This is a genomic window from Pseudofrankia saprophytica, assembly GCF_000235425.2.
GTDB lineage: Bacteria > Actinomycetota > Actinomycetes > Frankiales > Frankiaceae > Pseudofrankia > Pseudofrankia saprophytica.
The window spans coordinates 3,386,472-3,402,206 of sequence record NZ_KI912266.1 but is presented as its reverse complement, the minus strand read 5'-3'; the positions used below and the strand labels follow the sequence as shown (position 1 = coordinate 3,402,206).

General features: G+C 71.2%; 12 protein-coding genes. 3 read left to right on the top strand and 9 right to left on the bottom strand.

The window, feature by feature from the left end; translation table 11 throughout:
- Positions 1-55: 55 nt before the first annotated feature.
- The 8 genes from FRCN3DRAFT_RS44475 to dctA all read right to left on the bottom strand — a co-directional run bounded on the left by FRCN3DRAFT_RS44475 (position 56) and on the right by dctA (position 11,604).
- Positions 56-700, bottom strand: coding sequence for a TetR family transcriptional regulator (locus tag FRCN3DRAFT_RS44475; protein WP_007507377.1), 645 nt, complete (start codon positions 698-700; stop codon positions 56-58).
- Positions 701-881: 181 nt separating this feature from the next.
- On the bottom strand, positions 882-1,661 hold the full coding sequence (locus tag FRCN3DRAFT_RS0214225) for an SDR family NAD(P)-dependent oxidoreductase (protein ID WP_007507379.1): 780 nt from the start codon (positions 1,659-1,661) through the stop codon (positions 882-884).
- Positions 1,662-1,732: 71 nt separating this feature from the next.
- Positions 1,733-2,494 (bottom strand): ABC transporter ATP-binding protein, encoded by a 762-nt coding sequence (locus FRCN3DRAFT_RS0214220; RefSeq protein WP_007507381.1) that lies wholly within the window; start codon positions 2,492-2,494, stop codon positions 1,733-1,735.
- The gene (locus FRCN3DRAFT_RS0214215; RefSeq protein WP_007507383.1) at positions 2,491-5,244 is read right to left on the bottom strand and encodes a branched-chain amino acid ABC transporter permease/ATP-binding protein; all 2,754 of its coding nucleotides are present in this window, start codon (positions 5,242-5,244) and stop codon (positions 2,491-2,493) included. The genes FRCN3DRAFT_RS0214220 and FRCN3DRAFT_RS0214215 overlap by 4 nt, the downstream gene beginning before the upstream one ends.
- 81 nt (positions 5,245-5,325) lie before the next feature.
- A complete protein-coding gene (locus tag FRCN3DRAFT_RS0214210; RefSeq protein ID WP_007507385.1) occupies positions 5,326-6,558 on the bottom strand; it encodes an ABC transporter substrate-binding protein in 1,233 nt (410 codons plus the stop codon).
- Positions 6,559-6,932: 374 nt separating this feature from the next.
- Positions 6,933-8,201, bottom strand: a complete 1,269-nt coding sequence (locus FRCN3DRAFT_RS44470) for an amidohydrolase family protein (protein WP_007507386.1) — start codon at positions 8,199-8,201, stop codon at positions 6,933-6,935.
- Between the two features lie 428 nt (positions 8,202-8,629).
- Positions 8,630-9,607, bottom strand: coding sequence for a hypothetical protein (locus FRCN3DRAFT_RS44465; RefSeq protein WP_131803638.1), 978 nt, complete (start codon positions 9,605-9,607; stop codon positions 8,630-8,632).
- 539 nt (positions 9,608-10,146) lie between these two features.
- Entirely contained in the window at positions 10,147-11,604 is a 1,458-nt protein-coding gene (gene dctA / locus FRCN3DRAFT_RS0214190) for a C4-dicarboxylate transporter DctA (protein ID WP_007507389.1), read from the bottom strand.
- Positions 11,605-11,770: 166 nt separating this feature from the next.
- Between dctA and FRCN3DRAFT_RS0214185 the strand changes: the two genes are divergently transcribed.
- A complete protein-coding gene (locus FRCN3DRAFT_RS0214185; RefSeq protein ID WP_051466257.1) occupies positions 11,771-13,435 on the top strand; it encodes a sensor histidine kinase in 1,665 nt (554 codons plus the stop codon).
- On the top strand, positions 13,432-14,130 hold the full coding sequence (locus tag FRCN3DRAFT_RS0214180) for a response regulator (protein ID WP_007507392.1): 699 nt from the start codon (positions 13,432-13,434) through the stop codon (positions 14,128-14,130). Before FRCN3DRAFT_RS0214185 ends, FRCN3DRAFT_RS0214180 begins: the two co-directional genes overlap by 4 nt.
- Before the next feature lie 198 nt (positions 14,131-14,328).
- Here FRCN3DRAFT_RS0214180 and FRCN3DRAFT_RS0214175 read toward each other — a convergent pair whose 3' ends face one another.
- Positions 14,329-14,871 carry a PaaI family thioesterase gene (locus FRCN3DRAFT_RS0214175; RefSeq protein WP_007507393.1) on the bottom strand — a complete coding sequence of 181 codons (543 nt, stop codon included), beginning with the start codon at positions 14,869-14,871 and terminating at the stop codon, positions 14,329-14,331.
- Between the two features lie 165 nt (positions 14,872-15,036).
- Here FRCN3DRAFT_RS0214175 and FRCN3DRAFT_RS0214170 point away from each other — a divergent pair, with 165 nt between their 5' ends.
- Positions 15,037-15,645, top strand: a complete 609-nt coding sequence (locus FRCN3DRAFT_RS0214170; RefSeq protein WP_007507394.1) for a TetR/AcrR family transcriptional regulator — start codon at positions 15,037-15,039, stop codon at positions 15,643-15,645.
- Positions 15,646-15,735: the final 90 nt, after the last annotated feature.

Sequence of the window (15,735 nt, the reverse complement as noted above, 5' to 3'; positions counted from 1 at the left end):
GACGCGTGCCGAAGGTGGCCGGGCGCGCCAGACGAGTGCCGTCGGTGCCGGGTCGCTACAGGGGCCGTCGCGACGCGGCCGCGCTGGGGTGGCGCGTCGATCCGAACCCGGCGTCGAGGACGTCGAACGCCTCGGTCAGCAGCGTGGTCAGGCTCCGCTCACCGTGTGCCGCGAGCCAGCTGGCGAAGACGGCCTGCGCGGTGGCCAGCATGCTGACCGCCACGACCCGGGACGTCACCCCGCCCTCGGCCTCGCCGGGCAGACGGCTCCCGACGAACGTGGCAAGCTCATCGGCGCAGCGGGTCTCGTAGGCGATGTCACGGGCGGCGGCGCCGGCGCTGCCGGTGAGAACCTGGCCGATCCGCAGCACACGCTCGACCTGGGCCGGGCCCATCTCAGCGGTCCGCAGGAAGGCCGCCCGCAGCGCGCGCACCCCGTCCTCGTCGGCCGGACGCGCCAGGGCGGCGCGGATCAGCCGGTCCAGCAGCCGACGGTGGAAGCCACGGACGACGTCCACCTTCGTCGGGAAGTAGCGGAAGAAGGTCCGCGACGACGTCCCCGCCGCTTCCGCGATCTCCTGGACGGTCACCGCGTCGAAGCCGCGCTCGACGAAGAGCGCCATCGCGGCGTCCTCGATCTGGCTCTCCGCGAAGCGGCGCTGCCGGTCGACGAGCCTGGAGCCGGCCGGATCGTCGACCACCAGTCACCCCCGAGTCCGCCTCGCGAGACCCTGGCCGCGCGCAACGTCCGGCGTGCGCGTCCCGACGCCGATCGGACGCCGCGGCCGCGCGGAAGGTGGGAACCGCCAGGGTCAACGGATGTCCACCGTAGCGGACCGAGCGCGGTGGCCGGCCCACGCCGACCGCCACGGCGATGGCCCGTCAGTCCAGATGAGGCTGGTGCAGGGCGGCGGTGGCGCCGCCGTCCACCGGAAGGGCGACGCCGGTGACGTAGGACGACTCGTCGGAGGCCAGCCAGAGCGCGGCGTCGGCGATGTCTTCCGGCTGGGCCATCCGGCCAAGCGGTATCTGCCGCCCGTAGGCCGCGAGCCGCTCCTCGGTGCCGACCCAGTGCCGGAACGCCGGGGTCTGCACCGACCCCGGCACGATCGCGTTGACCCGAACCCCGTACGCGCCGTACTCGACGGCGGCGGAGCGGACGAGGGCGAGGATCCCCGCCTTCGCCGACCCGTACGGCCCGGTCCCGGGGACGGCGCCCACCCCGGCGGCCGACGACGTGCAGATGATCGAGCCACGGCCGGCCGGAACCATGACCCGCAGCGCCTCCCGGACGCAGACGAACATCGCGGTCAGGTTGAGCTCCAGGTCGGCGCGCCAGCCCTCGTCGGCGACCGACAGCAGCGGCCCCTGCGCCAGGCCATTGCCGGCGTTGCTGTGGAAGACGTCGAGCCGGCCGGAGTCGGCGACCGTCGCGTCGACGAGCGCCGCGACGAACCCGGCCCCGGTGACGTCGCCCGGGTGGGCGTGGGCGCTGCCGCCCTCCTTGGCGACCAGCGCCACGGTCTCCTGCGCGCGGTCGGCCGCCAGGTCGTTGACGACGACGTGCGCGCCCTCGGCCGCGAACCGCAGCGCGGTCGCTCTGCCAATACCGGAACCGGCACCGGTGACGATCGCGACGCGGCCGGTGAGACGTTCCCCCATTGCCTGCCTCCTTCCTCCCTGCGAGCCCGGCTCGGCGGGACCGGCGCCGGCCGGGTCCCGCCGCGGCCCGCTCAGGAACCCGAGTAGTGCTGGAAAAGGTCCGCGTCGCCAAGCGCGGCGGCCGGCCCGGCGTAGACGACCTGGCCGCGGCGCAGGAGATAGGCGGTGGTCGCGAGCCCCAGTGCCTTGGTGACGAACTGGTCGACCACCAGCAGCGCGGCGCCGGCCGCGGGCAGCGTCGCCAGGAACGCGAACACCTCGTCGACGACCTTGGGCGCAAGGCCAAGCGAAGCCTCGTCGACGAGCACCAGCCGTGGGTCGCGCACGTAGGCGCTCACCAGGGCGAGCATCTGCTGCTCGCCACCGCTGAGGGTGCCGGCGGTCTGCCCCAGCCGGCGGCCGAGCACCGGGAACGCCCCGACCGCGCGCTCCACGGCGGCGGCCTCCTGGCCGCGAGGCGCCTGCATCCGCAGGTTCTCGCGGACCGACAGGGAGCGGAAGACGCCCCTGCCTTCGGGCACGTGGCACAGGCCGGCGGCGAACCGACGGTGCGTGGCCAGCGTCGTCACGTCCCGGCCCAGCAGGGTGACCGTGCCGCGGCTCGCCGGCAGGAACCCGCACACCGCGCGCAGCAGCGTGCTCTTGCCCGCGCCGTTCGGGCCGATGAGCGCCGTCACCTCGCCGGCCGGCACGGTCAGCGACACGTCGCGCAGCACGGTGGTCCGGTCGTAACCGCTCGTCAGGCCGCTCACGACCAAGGCCGGTTCGAGCCGCGACGGCTCTGCCGGGTCCTGGCCACCCACGGAGACGACCTCGGGGCTCGCGGTGCTCATGCGTTCTCCCGTTCGGCGACGGCCGACAGGGCCGGCGCACCCTGCGCGACCGCGTCGGATCCGAGGTAGGCGGCCTGCACGAGCGGGCTCGCGGCCACCGCCGCCGGCTCCCCCTCGAACAGCAGCCGACCGAAGTCCAGGACGTAGACGTACTCGCAGATCGTGAGGACGAGGGACATGTCGTGCTCGACGAGGAGGATCCCGCAGCCCCGTTCGGCGACCACCCTGCGCAGGACTTCGTCGAACGCCGCCGTCTCGGCGTGGTCGAGGCCGGAGGAGGGCTCGTCGAGAAGCAGGACGTCGAACGGGCCGGCAAGACCACGGGCGAGCTCGACGAGGCGGCGCTGCCCGGTGGACAGCGCCCCGGCCTGCTGATCGGCCAGATCGGCGATGCCGCACAGGTCGAGCGCGGCGAGGGCGGCGTCCCGGCTCTCGCGGCGCTGGCGCGGAGTCGCCGCCACCTGGGCCCAGACGTGGCCGCCGGCCAGGCTGGCCTCCCGGCCGAGAGCGACGTTGTCGGCGACGGTGAGGGAGTCACCGAGCTGCATCCGCTGGAAGGTGCGGCCGAGGCCGGCGCGGCCGCGGGCAGCCGGGCCGACGCCCGTGATGTCCTGGCCATGCAGGCTGATCCGGCCGGAAGCCCGGCGGTTGAGCCCGCTGCAGGCGTCGAACGTGGTCGTCTTCCCCGCGCCGTTCGGGCCGATCAGGCCGGTGATGCGGCCCAGCGGTGCCGAGAAGGACAGACCGTCGACGGCGACCAGCCCGCCGAACCGGACTCCGAGACCGGTCACCTCGAGCCCGGTCCGCGGCGCGGCGTCCTGGTCGCGGGCAGGGGCGACGGGCTCCCGAACGGTCGCCGCGGCGGCCGCCGGCGCTGGTCCGGCCAGCGCCGGCGCGGGCCGGCCAAACCGGTCGAGCAGGGCCCGTAGCCGTTCCGGCATCGCCGGGTGGCCGCCCTGGACCGCGATCTGGACGGCGAAGAACCCGAAGATGACGTTGAGCCAGCTGGTGGTGTCGGCGCCGGTGACGTAGGCCGGGATCGCCGACGTGATGCCGATGAAGATCGCATACCACGGCTCGCCGAACGGGGCCAGCGCGAGCACCGCCACCAGGACCAGCGAGTAGAAGGCCGTGTAGTTCGTGTCGCCGGAGACCGCGAAGTGCACGGACCCGCCGTACAGGATGCCGCCGATGGCCGCGAAGAACGCGGAGATGCAGAAGACGATGACCCGGGTGGTGTTCGTCGACAAGCCCATGGTCATCACCGCGATCGGGGCCTCCGCCAGGCCGCGCAGCATGCGCCCCAGCCGGGAGGCGTGCAGCGCCACCATGGCGAGCGCCGTGACGACGACGAACGCCAGCACGACGTAGTAGTAGGCCCGGTCCCCCGTCGCCAGCGACGGCCGGGGCATCGAGCGGCCGTTCTGCAGAACGGTGAACATGAACCCACGCGCGTACAGCAGCCGTTCGACGAGGATCCCGAAGCCGAACGTCGCCAGAGCGAGGAACAGGCCGGACAGCCGGATCGCCGGGATCGCGACGATCGCGCCGACGGGCACCGCGACCAGGGCACCAAGAAGCACCGCCACCAGCCAGGGAATCCCGTGACCGACGGCGAACTGGGAGAACGCGACCGCGCCGATCGCCGCGAAGACGGACTGACACAGCGATACCTGGCCGGAGGTGCGCACGAGCAGACCCAGCGCAAGGACGATGACCATCTGGGTCAGCCCGATGGTGTAGAACCCGAGCTTGTCCGCGCCGACGACCAGTGGGACGAGCGCCAGCACCGCGACGACGACGGCCGCGGTGCCGGCCCGGACCGGAGCCGGCGCGTGATACCGCAGCCGCGGTCGTGCCTCGGCGGCCGGACTCCCCGCGAGCCTGTTCTTAGGAGTGACCAGGAGGACGACGAACAGGACGATGAACGGCAGGCTGGCGGGCAGCCCGGACAGCCAGCTCACGTCGAGGATGTACTTCTTCGAAAGGTCGGAGCCGACGCCGAGGAGCAGGCCGCCGACGAACGTGAGCGGGATGTTGGCGAAGCCGCCGATGGCGGCGGCGCCGAACGCCTGGACCACCAGGAACGTCAGGCTGATCGCGTTGAGGCCGATGAAGGGCAGGACGAGGACGCCGGACAGCGCGGCGAACGTGGTGCCGACCGCCCATGAGATCCGCCGGACCCGGACGGGGCTCGTGGCCTGCATCGAGAGCAGGTCCGGGTCGTCGACGACCGCGCGCATCGCGAGGCCCGTCCGCGACCAGCGGAAGACCGCGAACAGCAGGGCCACGGCAATGATCGCCACGAGGGTGACCCACAGCTGCGGGTACTGGACGTTGACCCCGCCCACCCGGAAACTGCGACTGGCCATCGGCAGGAAGTGCCGCACCCGGACCGTGTCGGCGCCTCGCCAGACGGTCGCCAGGCCCTGGACGACGAGGATCAGACCCACCGTCCCGACGATCTTCATGGCGGTGCCCCGCGACGCGAGACCGCGCGCGATCCGCTCCATGCCCAGCCCGAGGACGGGCCCGGCGACGACGACGGACACCACCAGGGCCGGCCAGACGCCGAGGCCGAGGTCCAGGTGCAGCCAGTAGAAGAGGTAGGCGGCGGCGGTCGCCAGGGCGCCGTAGCCGAAGTTGAAGATTCCCGACGTCTTGTACGTCAGGACAAGGCCGGTGCCGGCGAGCCCGTAGACGGAGCCGGTGGCTATACCGCTGATGATGAACGGTAAGAACGCGTTCACGGGAATCACCTCTCGCGAGCGAACGCCCGGAGGGAGGGCCGGCGCGACAGCCCCCGCCCTCCCCCGGACTGCTCGTCGGGATCAGCTGCTGGCGTTGGCGCAGACGGTCTCGACACCGGCGGGTGCGGCCGCCTTGCCGTCCGCGATGCCGATGACGAAGGCGCACGGGTGCGCGCCGAAGCTGACGGGCTTGCCGGCGGTGAAGGTCACCGGGTTGGCGAGAAGCCCGCCAAGGGTCTCGCCGTTGAACGTGTTCAGACCGGCGGTGACGTCCTTGGCGGCCACGGTCGCGCCAGCCGACGCGAGTGCCTTGTGGACGGCCTCAAGACCGCTCCAGGTGTAGGAGCCGGTGCCCTCGGCCCAGTTGTCACCCTTCGCGAACCGCTTCATCGCCGCGACGAAGGCGGTCGCCGCCGGAGCGCTCAACGGCGACGGGAAGGCGTAGGCCGGTCCGAACGCGGTGAAGTCGGGGATGTCGAGCAGGTCCGCGCCGACGGCCTGGGCAGAGGTGCCGAAGGTCGGGTTGTAGCCCTGCTGCTGGCAGTCCTGGACGAACTTGGACGCCGCGGCGGTGGTGAAGTTCAGCTGGGCGTAGTCCACCTTCTCCTGCTGGAGCTTCAGGCATTCCGCGGTGTAGCTCGTGGCGGTGGAGCTGATTGCCAGGGAGGTGAAGCCGATGCCCGCCTTGCCGGCGGCGGCCTCCAGCGGCGCGTTCGCCTGCTGGCAGGCCGCGACCTCGCTGCAGTACAGGTCCGCGAACTTGGTCGCCTTCCCGTACTTCTTGGCGACGAAGACCTGGTCGCTCAGACCGGACAGCACGTCGGTCACGGTCGGGTACATGCCGGCCTTGGTGTACCAGTCGGTCGCGTTGGCGGTGCCGCTGACCAGAGGGATCCCGGCGGCGATGACGGCGTCGTCGAAGGCGCTGACCTCGTTGTCGGACGACACGACGATCGCGACCACCTTGTCGTCGACCAGTCGCCGGGCTGCCGCCTGGGCCTGCGCGGGGTCGCCCTTGTCGTCCTCAACGAAGATCTTCACCGGATGGCCGTTGATGCCCCCCAGCTGCTCGTTGATGTAGCGCTCCCAGGCAGGGCCGACGGTCGCGCCCTGGTTGCTGGAGCTTGCCTGCGCCCCGGTGAGCGAACCGATGACGCCGATGTTGATCGGCGACCCGGTGGGTGCGGGTGCCGTCGTCTCGCTCGTCGGGGCACCCTTTGGATCGTCGGACCCGCCACACGCGGCGAGCAGGGTGGTAGCACCGACGGCGACAACCGCCAGCCGGGCCCAGGCGCCTAATTTCCCGTACCTCACTGTTACCCAGCCTCCTCTGGCCAGCGCGACCCCGCGCCGCTCCCCCGACCCAGCCCGGCGTCTCGACGACCCGTGAGCTGGTGCGAGGGAACGGTAGGGGCCCTGCGATCACCTGGCAAGACATCAGACAGATGATTTATCTTTTTAAACGATGTTGCGATACGGGCGGGCTCCCGACCCCGGAACAGTCAGCCACCACATGGGTCAGCGGCATGCGTGCAGTAAGGCAAGACGCGGCGGCCGCCCCGGCGTAGCGACCGCCGCGCCGGCACATGAGCAGGAGCGGTGATGTGCGCTCCCGCTGGTCTCCCGCGCGGGCGTGTGGGCGCGTGGGCACGGCTCGTACCGCGCCGACACGGCTCACTCAACGGCGGTCAGCGAACGGCCACGCCCTCGTCGGGGTGACCGACGGCAGGCTCGGGCCCGTCAACGTCACGCCCGTCGGTGATGCCGAAGCGCTCCAGGCCGTAGCAGCGGATCGCGTTTCCTCGCGCCAGCAGCCAGGTCTCCTCGTCGGACAGGCCCGCCTCGGCCACCGTCTTCTCCAGGACAGCGAGCGAGTGGGGCCAGGTCGAGTCGCCGTGCGGGTAGTCGACCTCGAACATGATCTGGCGGATGCCGATCACGTCTCGCTGCCGCAGGCCGGCCACGTCGTCGTAGACGCAGCCGTAGAGCCGGTCGGCCAGGTAGCCGCTCGGCGGCCGGGTGATCAGGTTCTCGACGTTGCCGTAGACCGGCCGCTCGTTCCACACCTGGTCGAGGCGTTCTAGCAGGTAGGGCATCCAGCCGACCTGGCCCTCGGACAGAGCGACCCTCAGCGTCGCGAACCGTTCCAGCAGACCGCTGGTCAGCCAGTCGCAGAAGGCATGTGCGGCGCCCTGGTAGGTGAGCGCCAACGACACCGCCCGCGGCGCGTCGGGAGAGGTCACCGGGAACGTCGAGGACGACCCGATGTGCAGGTTCACCACCGTGCCGGTCTCCTCGCAGGCCGCGAAGAGAGGGTCCCAGTGGCCGGTGTGGATACTCGGCAGCCGCAGCCGGGTCGGGTTCTCGGAGAAAGCGATGGCGTAGGAGCCCTTGGCGGCGCACCTGCGGACCTCGGCGGCCGCGAGCTCGGGGTCCCACAGCGGGATCAGGGTCAGCGGGATGAGCCGGCCGTGGCCCGCGCCAGCGCACCACTCGTCGATCATCCAGTCGTTGTAGACCTGGACACAGGCCAGGCCCAGCTCGCGGTCGGCGCACTCGTGGAACGTCTGGCCGCAGAACCGCGGGAACGTCGGGAAGGCCAGGGACGCCTCGGTGTGGTTGGCGTCCATGTCCGCCAGCCGCGCGGACTGCTCGAAGCAGCCCGGGCGGATGTCGTCGTAGAGCATCGGGTCCCAGTGGGCGCCCAGCCAGTTCTGATCCTTTCCCGCGGCGGCGAAGCCAGGCAGGATCGCTGCCTGGTTCCCGTCGAAGTGCCACACGTCGGCCCAGCCGCCGTCGTCGGTCTGCTCCCACGCGCCGCGCGGCCCGGTGCCGAAGCGCCCGCGGACGCGCCGAAGCACGGGCGCGTCCGCGGCGAAGCGGGCCGGAAGCCGGCTGGTCCATAGGTCACCCGGCTCCAGGACGTGGTCGTCCACCGAGACGATCTTTGGAGTCATGCGAGCAGAACCTCCGTCCCCCGCGGCCAACCCGCATCGTCAAGATAGAACAATAAGCTAATTGATTTGACGATACAAGTCCACGATCGCCCGGCGACCGGTGACGCGGGTCAGCGGATCCGACGCGCGCCGTTGCGCGACGAGGTCTCAGCCCGTGTCGAGGTGCTCCGGGTCCGCGAGGAGGCGGGGGCGGCGCCGGCGGTGCCCTGGACTTGGCGGTACAACGCGAACAGGGCGTCCTCGGCTGTCAGCAGGTTCTCGGTGGAGTAGAGCGGTTCGGGTTCGTGACGGCGCCGGGTGCGGGTAGTTGATCCGCGGGTGGCCGAGATCGGGTTCGGTTATGCCGCCTGCCGGTTTCGTGAGCGATGCCGTCGGGCCGACCCGTTGGATCACCGCGTTGGCGTGGGCAGCCGGGGGCGGAGCCGGGCTCAGCCTGTCCGGGGAGTCGTTGGCTCGCGAAGGCGCGCAAGGGCAGTCAGCGCTGCGGATCGGCGGAGGTCGGCTTCGCGGGCTGCTGTCGTCGCCTCGGCGAGTTCCCGCTCCGCGTTCTCGGCGGCGGCGTGCGCTGCGTCCGCGGCGTGTCGGGCCCGTTCCAGTTGGGCGGTCAGTTCGTCGACGTGGTGTCGAGCGTCCGCAAGGTCGTGACGGGCTTCGGTGACGGTGGACTCCCGGTCCGCGGCCAGCTGCCGGGCGGCGGACAGTGTCTGCTCGGCCTCGACCAGCTCATCGCGGGCGGTCCGCAGCTTGCGCTCGTGAGCCTGGTCGGCAGCGGCCGGCCGTACCCTCGGCCCCCGTCCTGTCTCGCGTCGCGTGTCGCTCGCGGTTTTCGGGCTGGGCGTGGGGGTGGCTGCGGTGGGCTGCCCGCGGTCCTGGCGTCGGCGTCCGGACAGGCCGGCCTGCTCCGATGTCGCCGGCGCGGTGGAAACGGCCTCGACGGGCCCCAATCCTGCGTAGCTCAGCGCCCGAGTCAGCCGGCCCGCGCGCACCGCCAAAGCCGCCCCCGGGTCAGCGAGCGCGGCCTCAAGAGTGCCAGCCAACGCGCGACCAGCGTCGTCGGACACCTGCTGACCGGCCGCCACCGCAAGATCGGCGGCGCGGCGCGTCAGCGCCGCCATCAACACATGCCGGCGGACCGACAACCGGCGCAGCTCGTCACCCGAACCCGCCGCCTGAACGTCACGCAACACCACGCCGAGGTCCAGCAGCTCGCCCACCTGTTCGGGCTCGGCACGGACCAACAGGTTCACCAGCCACGCCGCCACCGTCGGCCGAGCAAGCTTCCCCACCGCCACGGCCAACGCCCGGTCCCCAGCAGCCTTCGCCGCCGAGACCCGCTCCCCCCGGGCCGCAACGAACTCCCCCGGCGCCAGGCCGTACAACTCGTCGGCGATCTCGTCGAATTCCATCCCCGCCATGATGCCGTCCCGGGCAGGTGCACGACACAACCTCGCCACCAACGCCTCGGGCGTTCCTCCGCCGAACTCCAGAAGGTCGTCCCAGGTGACCGGGGTCTTTCCGTCCGCCAGTCTTAGCTTGTCGTTTAACCTGCCTGTCTCTCAGGTCGGGCGGCGGTTGCCTCGTTCCTGATCTTTCCGACGGGGACTGTTTCAAGATCGGCTCTGGCACACATCCCGTGGTCACGCAAGGTCACCCGGGCATTGACAATGAAATCGACGGGCGGGCTGGTCCAGTCCGGCCGCAGAGGTCGAAGATCACGCGGCGGTATAGGCTATGCGAATTCTTTATCCACTAGACACACCAGTTTGATCGTCGGAGGCTCCGGGTGAGTAACTCCGACGTCCGTTGTTTTTCGCTAGACCGTGGAAGACCACTGGATTCAGTGTGGATCTGTGACCGTCCGCCTTGGCAGCCGTGGTCATGGGGCTATGCCGCCGCTGACCGGTGGCCAGCGGCGGCGACATCGCTCAGCCCGGATTGATTGCTCTCAGCCCGCCCCACCGACCGGCAGGGCATGGCCCGCGGCCACCGGCACGGGGCGCTCGGCTGGGTGTCCGACCCCCTTGGCCGGCTCGTCGACGAACTCGCCGTCGACCGGCTCACCGGCGAGTGCCCGACGCAGCTTCTCCCGGTCCAGCACGCCTTCCCAGTGGGCGACGACGAGAGTCGCCAGGCTGTTGCCGCAGACGTTGGTGAGCGCGCGGCACTCCGACATGAACTTGTCGATCCCGAAAAGCAGCATGATGCCGGCGACCGGGATCGTCCCCACCGTGGACAGGGTCGCGGCCAGCACGATGAACCCGGATCCGGTGACACCGGCGGCGCCCTTGGATGTCAGCAGCAGCACGGCGATGATCCCGAGTTGCTGCCCCAGTGACAGGTGCACGTCCAGCGCCTGCGCGACGTACAGCGACGCCAGTGTCAGGTAGATGCAGGTGCCGTCGAGGTTGAACGAGTACCCGGTCGGCACCGTCAGGCCGACGATCTGCCGGGGCGCCCCGGCGGCCTCGAGTTTGCGCATGACCTGCGGCAGCACCGACTCGGACGAGGACGTGCCCAGCACCACCAGCAGCTCCGCCCTCAGGTAGCGCAGCAGCTTGAACATGTTGATCCCGCAGGCCTTCGCGATGCCCCCGAGCACGACCAGGACGAAGAACAACGAGGTGCCGTAGAAGATGGCGATCAGCTGGCCGAGGCTGGTGAGGGTGTGCAGGCCGTACTTCCCGATCGTGTAGGCCATCGCCCCGAACGCGCCGACGGGCGCGGCGTACATGACGATTCGCAGCACCTGGAAGACGACCTTGCCGAGCCGTTCGACGGCCACCCCGATCGGGGCGGCGGCGGAGCCGACCAGCTTCAGCGCGATCCCGAACAGCACCGCGAAGAACAGCACCTGCAGGACGTTCCCTTCCGCGAACGCCCCGACCACGCTGCTCGGCACGAGGTCGGACAGGAAATGGCCCCAGCCCTGCTCCTGGCCCTGGCTGATGTAGCCGGCGACGGTCGTCGACACCTTGAGCTCGGCGGCGTTGGCGTGGACACCGTCACCGGGCCGGAACACATTCATCACGACCAGCCCGAGCGCCAGGGCCACGGTCGTGAGGACCTCGAAGTAGCCGAGGGTCTTGAGCCCGACGCGGCCGACCCGCCGGATGTCGTCGATCTGGGCGATCCCGCCGACGACCACGCAGAACACGATTGGCGCAATGATCATTTTGATCGCGTCGACGAACGTGGTGCCCAGCGGCTGCAGGTCCACGCCTACGCCTGGGGCGAAGGTGCCGACCACGATCCCGGCCGCGATGCCGAGCAGGACCCACGGATACAGCTGCCGGTACCACCGGCGGCGGCCGGCGGCGGCCACGCGCGGGCTGGCGGCGGAGGGTGAACTGGCCGCCGGCGTGTGCGGCGTTCCCGGCTGAGGCATCGGTCTTGGCGCAGGCATCGGTCCTCCTCGCGAGGCGGCCGGCAACCGCTGGCCGCCACCGGTCTCTTCGATGCCGAGTACGGTGACCCCGCTCACAGCCGAAAACGCTCTTTCGTTCATAACGGTCACGGCCGGCGGACCTCGCGGTGCTGGACGTCCGGCGAGCAGCAACGACACTGGTCAGGTGCAAGCAAGCCGGTTACGGCCGTCGCTGGGCCGCCGCAGCGTCGCGACGCAGGTCCTGGTGCTCCAGGTGGTGGTCATCGTTGTGCTCGCCGTGGCCGCGGCCGGCGCGCTGGTCGCGGACGCCCGGCGCGCCGCGGGCCAGGACGCCCGCACCCGGGCACTCGCCGTCGCGCAGAGCTTCGCCGACTCCCCCGGGCTGCTCGCGGCGCTGCGGGCGCCCGACCCGAGCCCGGCGTTACAGCCGCGCGCCGAGGCCGCCAGGCGCGACACCGGCGTCGACTTCATCGTCGTCATGAGCCCGCGCGGGCTGCGCTACACACATCCGGACCCCAGCCAGATCGGCCACACGTTCCTCGGCCACATCGAGACGGCCGTGCGGGGACGGGCGTTCACCGAGACGTACACCGGCACCCTCGGGCCCTCGGTGCGGGCCATCGTGCCGGTGTTCGACGAACAACGCCACGTGGTCGCGCTGGTGGCCGCCGGCATCACCGTGGACCGTGTCAGCCGGACGTTGCGTGCCAAGCTCGTCGTCCTGCTGGGCGCCGCGGCCGTCGCCCTGCTGTTCGCCGCCGGGGGCACCATCCTGGTGAGCCGCCGGCTGCGCCGGCAGACCAGGGGACTGGGCCCGGAAGAGATCACGCGGATGTACGAACATCACGACGCCGTCCTGCACGCGGTGCATGAAGGGCTGCTCGTCGTCGACACCCACCACCGGCTGCTGCTGGCGAACGACGAGGCGGTACGCCTGCTGGAGCTACCGCCCGACGCCACCGGCCGGCCGGTGAACGACCTCAGCCTCGACGGTTCGCTGCTCGACCTGCTCACCTCGGGACGGGTGGCGAACGACGAGGTACACCTGACCGGCGATGCGGTGCTCGCGGTGAACCAGCGGCGGACGGTCCGGGACGGTCAGGTGCTGGGCACGGTCACCACGCTTCGGGACACGACGGAGCTGAGGGCCCTGACCGGTGAACTCGACTCGATCCGCGGGTTCACCGAGGCGCTGCGGGCGCAGGCGCACGAGGCCGCGAACCGCCTGCACACGGTCGTCACCCTGGTCGAGCTCGGCCGCGAGCGGGAAGCGGTCGAGTTCGGCACCGCCGAGCTCGCCGCGTCGCAGGTGCTCACCGACCGCCTGCTGGCCGCCGTCGACGAGCCGGTGCTGGCCGCGCTCCTGCTCGGCAAGGCCGCCCAGGCGCATCAGCGGGGCGTCGAGCTGGACATCAGCGGCGACACGGCCGTGCATGCCACCTTCACCGAGCCGCACGCCCTGGTCACCCTGGTCGGGAACCTGGTGGACAACGCGATCGACGCCGCCGGGGCCGGTGAGCCGCCCCGCCGGGTCACCGTCTCCGTCCGTACCGACGACGACGGGCTGGTGATCCGGGTCGCCGATACCGGCGCCGGTATCGACGAGGCGAACCTCGAGGCAGCCTTCCGGCGCGGCTGGTCGACGAAGATCGCCGAGGCGCCGCACGGCCGGGGCCTCGGGCTCGCCCTCGTACAGCAGGTGGTGCACCGGCACGACGGCCGGATCGAGGTCGGCCGTGACCGCGCCGCCGGCCCGGCCGACGAGGTCGACCGGGCCGGCGGCGCGGTCTTCACCGTGCGGCTACCCAGGCCCGCCGTTCCCGCCGCGCCAGCCGGTGGCCGACCGTGAGGCGCGTGGCCGGCGAGCCGATCCGCACGCTTGTCGTCGAGGACGATCCCCTGCTCGCCGAGGCGCACCGGACGTTCGTGCGGCGATTACCCGGGTTCGCGGTCGCCGACGTCGCGGACTGCGGGACAGCGGCTCTGCGGTTCGTCGCCCAACACCCGGTCGACCTCGTCCTCCTCGACTTCTACCTGCCCGACATGAATGGCCTCGCTGTGTGCCGGTCGCTGCGCGCCCACGGCGCGGCGGTCGACGTCATCGCGGTGACGTCGGCGCGCGACCTCGACGTCGTGCGCACCGCCCTCGCCTACGGGGTGGTGCAGTACCTGCTCAAGCCCTTCAGCTTCGCCACGTTCCGGGACCGTCTCGAGCGCTACGCCGACTACCGCCGCCAGATGTCCGGCGCCGGGCCGTCGGTGGACCAGCGAGACCTGGACCGGGCTTTCGCCGCGCTGCGGGAACCGGCGGCTGCCCAGGCCCCGAAAGGGCTCTCGGCCGATACCCTCGCCGCGGTCGTCCGGCACCTGCGCACGGACGGCGGCAACCTGACCGCCGCCGACGTGGCCGCCGCCGTCGAGGTCTCCCGGGTGACGGCGCGTCGCTACCTCGAGCACCTGGCCAGCCAGCATCTCGCCGACCGCGCCCAACGCCACGGCGGCACCGGCCGCCCCGAGTTCCTCTACCGCTGGTCGGGCAACTGAGCCGCGATGCACCGCTCGGCCAGGCTCCGCTGTGCCTCGCCGAGGCGGGCCTGCCCGGGATTGAGCACCCCCAGCGATCACAGACGATCGGCTGGCGTCGATCGTCGGGGAGCGACTTTGGCCTGACTGACGCCCGCCACGTCCGGCGGTGACAAGTGAGACGACGCGATCCACGCGACCGCGCGGATCGCGCCGCTCTCAGGACGGCAGGATGAGGCAGCTGGTGGTGGCATTGGCGATCAGTTTGCCGTCCGTGTGGCGGATGTCGGCCTCGGCGAAAGTCAGGCGGGAGCCCGGCCTGGTCACCCAACCGTGGGCCTGCACTTCGTCGCCTGCCCGTATCGCGCGCAGGAAGTTCACTTTGATCTCCACGGTGGTGTAGCCGACGCCGGCCGCGAGTGTTGTATGCACTGCGGAAGCTGCCGCTGCGTCGAGCAGCGTGCACATGAAGCCGCCGTGGATGATTCCCAGAGGGTTGTAGAAGGAATGGTCCGGAATACATCGGAACACGACGTCGCCGTGGTCGACGCGGGCCGCCTCGAGACCGACGAGGCGTCCGATCGGAGAGACCGGCAGGCGCCCGTCCTTCATCGCGGTCAGGTAGTCCAGGCCGGAGAGGTGGGCGCCAGCACGTACTGCCGCTTCGTGACCGTGCCAGGTGATGGTGCGGCTGTGCCGCGGTCCCCACGTCGCGGGGTCGCCCTCGGCGGCGTGGGTGAACTCGTCAAGCGGCTCCGTCATCTTCGCCTTCCCGAGATCGCGCTCCGGATCCCGCGGGTCGGCCCGCCAGGGTCATGCACGGTGTTGCGCGCGCCCCGCGATCAGCCATCCCGCTGGCCTGGTGGCCAAAGCATAACGTAACGTCGTTCCGGAACAACGTCTCGCTACCTTGCTAAGATCACCCCCGTGCCGAGGCCGAAGCGACGGACCCCCGAACTGCGCGACCGGGTACTGTCGGCCGCCACCGACCTGCTCGCGCGGGAAGGTGTGGCCGGCTTCACGGCCCGGGGCGTCGCGCGCGCGGCGGGCACGTCGACCCCGGCCGTATATGAGCTGTTCGGGGACAAGGGCGGCCTCGTCCGGGAGATGTTCTTCGCCGGCTTCCGGCTGCTCGGCCAACAGCTACATCTCCTGGCTGACACCGATGATCCCCGCGCTGACCTGATCCGCCTCGTGCTGATCTACCGGGACTTCGTCCGCGACAATCCCGTCCTGTCCCAGGTGATGTTCTCCCGGCCGTTCAGCGATTTCGACCCCGAACCGGAGGAGCTGGAGGCAAGCAGCGCAGTGCGGATCTTCATCGTCGTCCACGTCCGCCGGTGCATCGACGCCGGCGTCCTGCAGGGCGACGAGACGGACATCGCTCACATCGTGATCGCGCTCACCCAGGGGCTGGCCGCCGCCGAGATCGCCCGACGACTGGGCACGAGCCCGAAATCGATCAACCGACGGTGGGAACTCGGCCTGAACGCCCTCCTGGCCGGCCTCGCACGCCATGGGAGCCCGGAGCCATGACGGTCCGTCAACCGTGTCGGTAGCACGCCAAGTCACCAGCAGGCCGTTGAGCGCCAGAACTTGGCCATTGCGGTTGACCTGCTGGAAGCC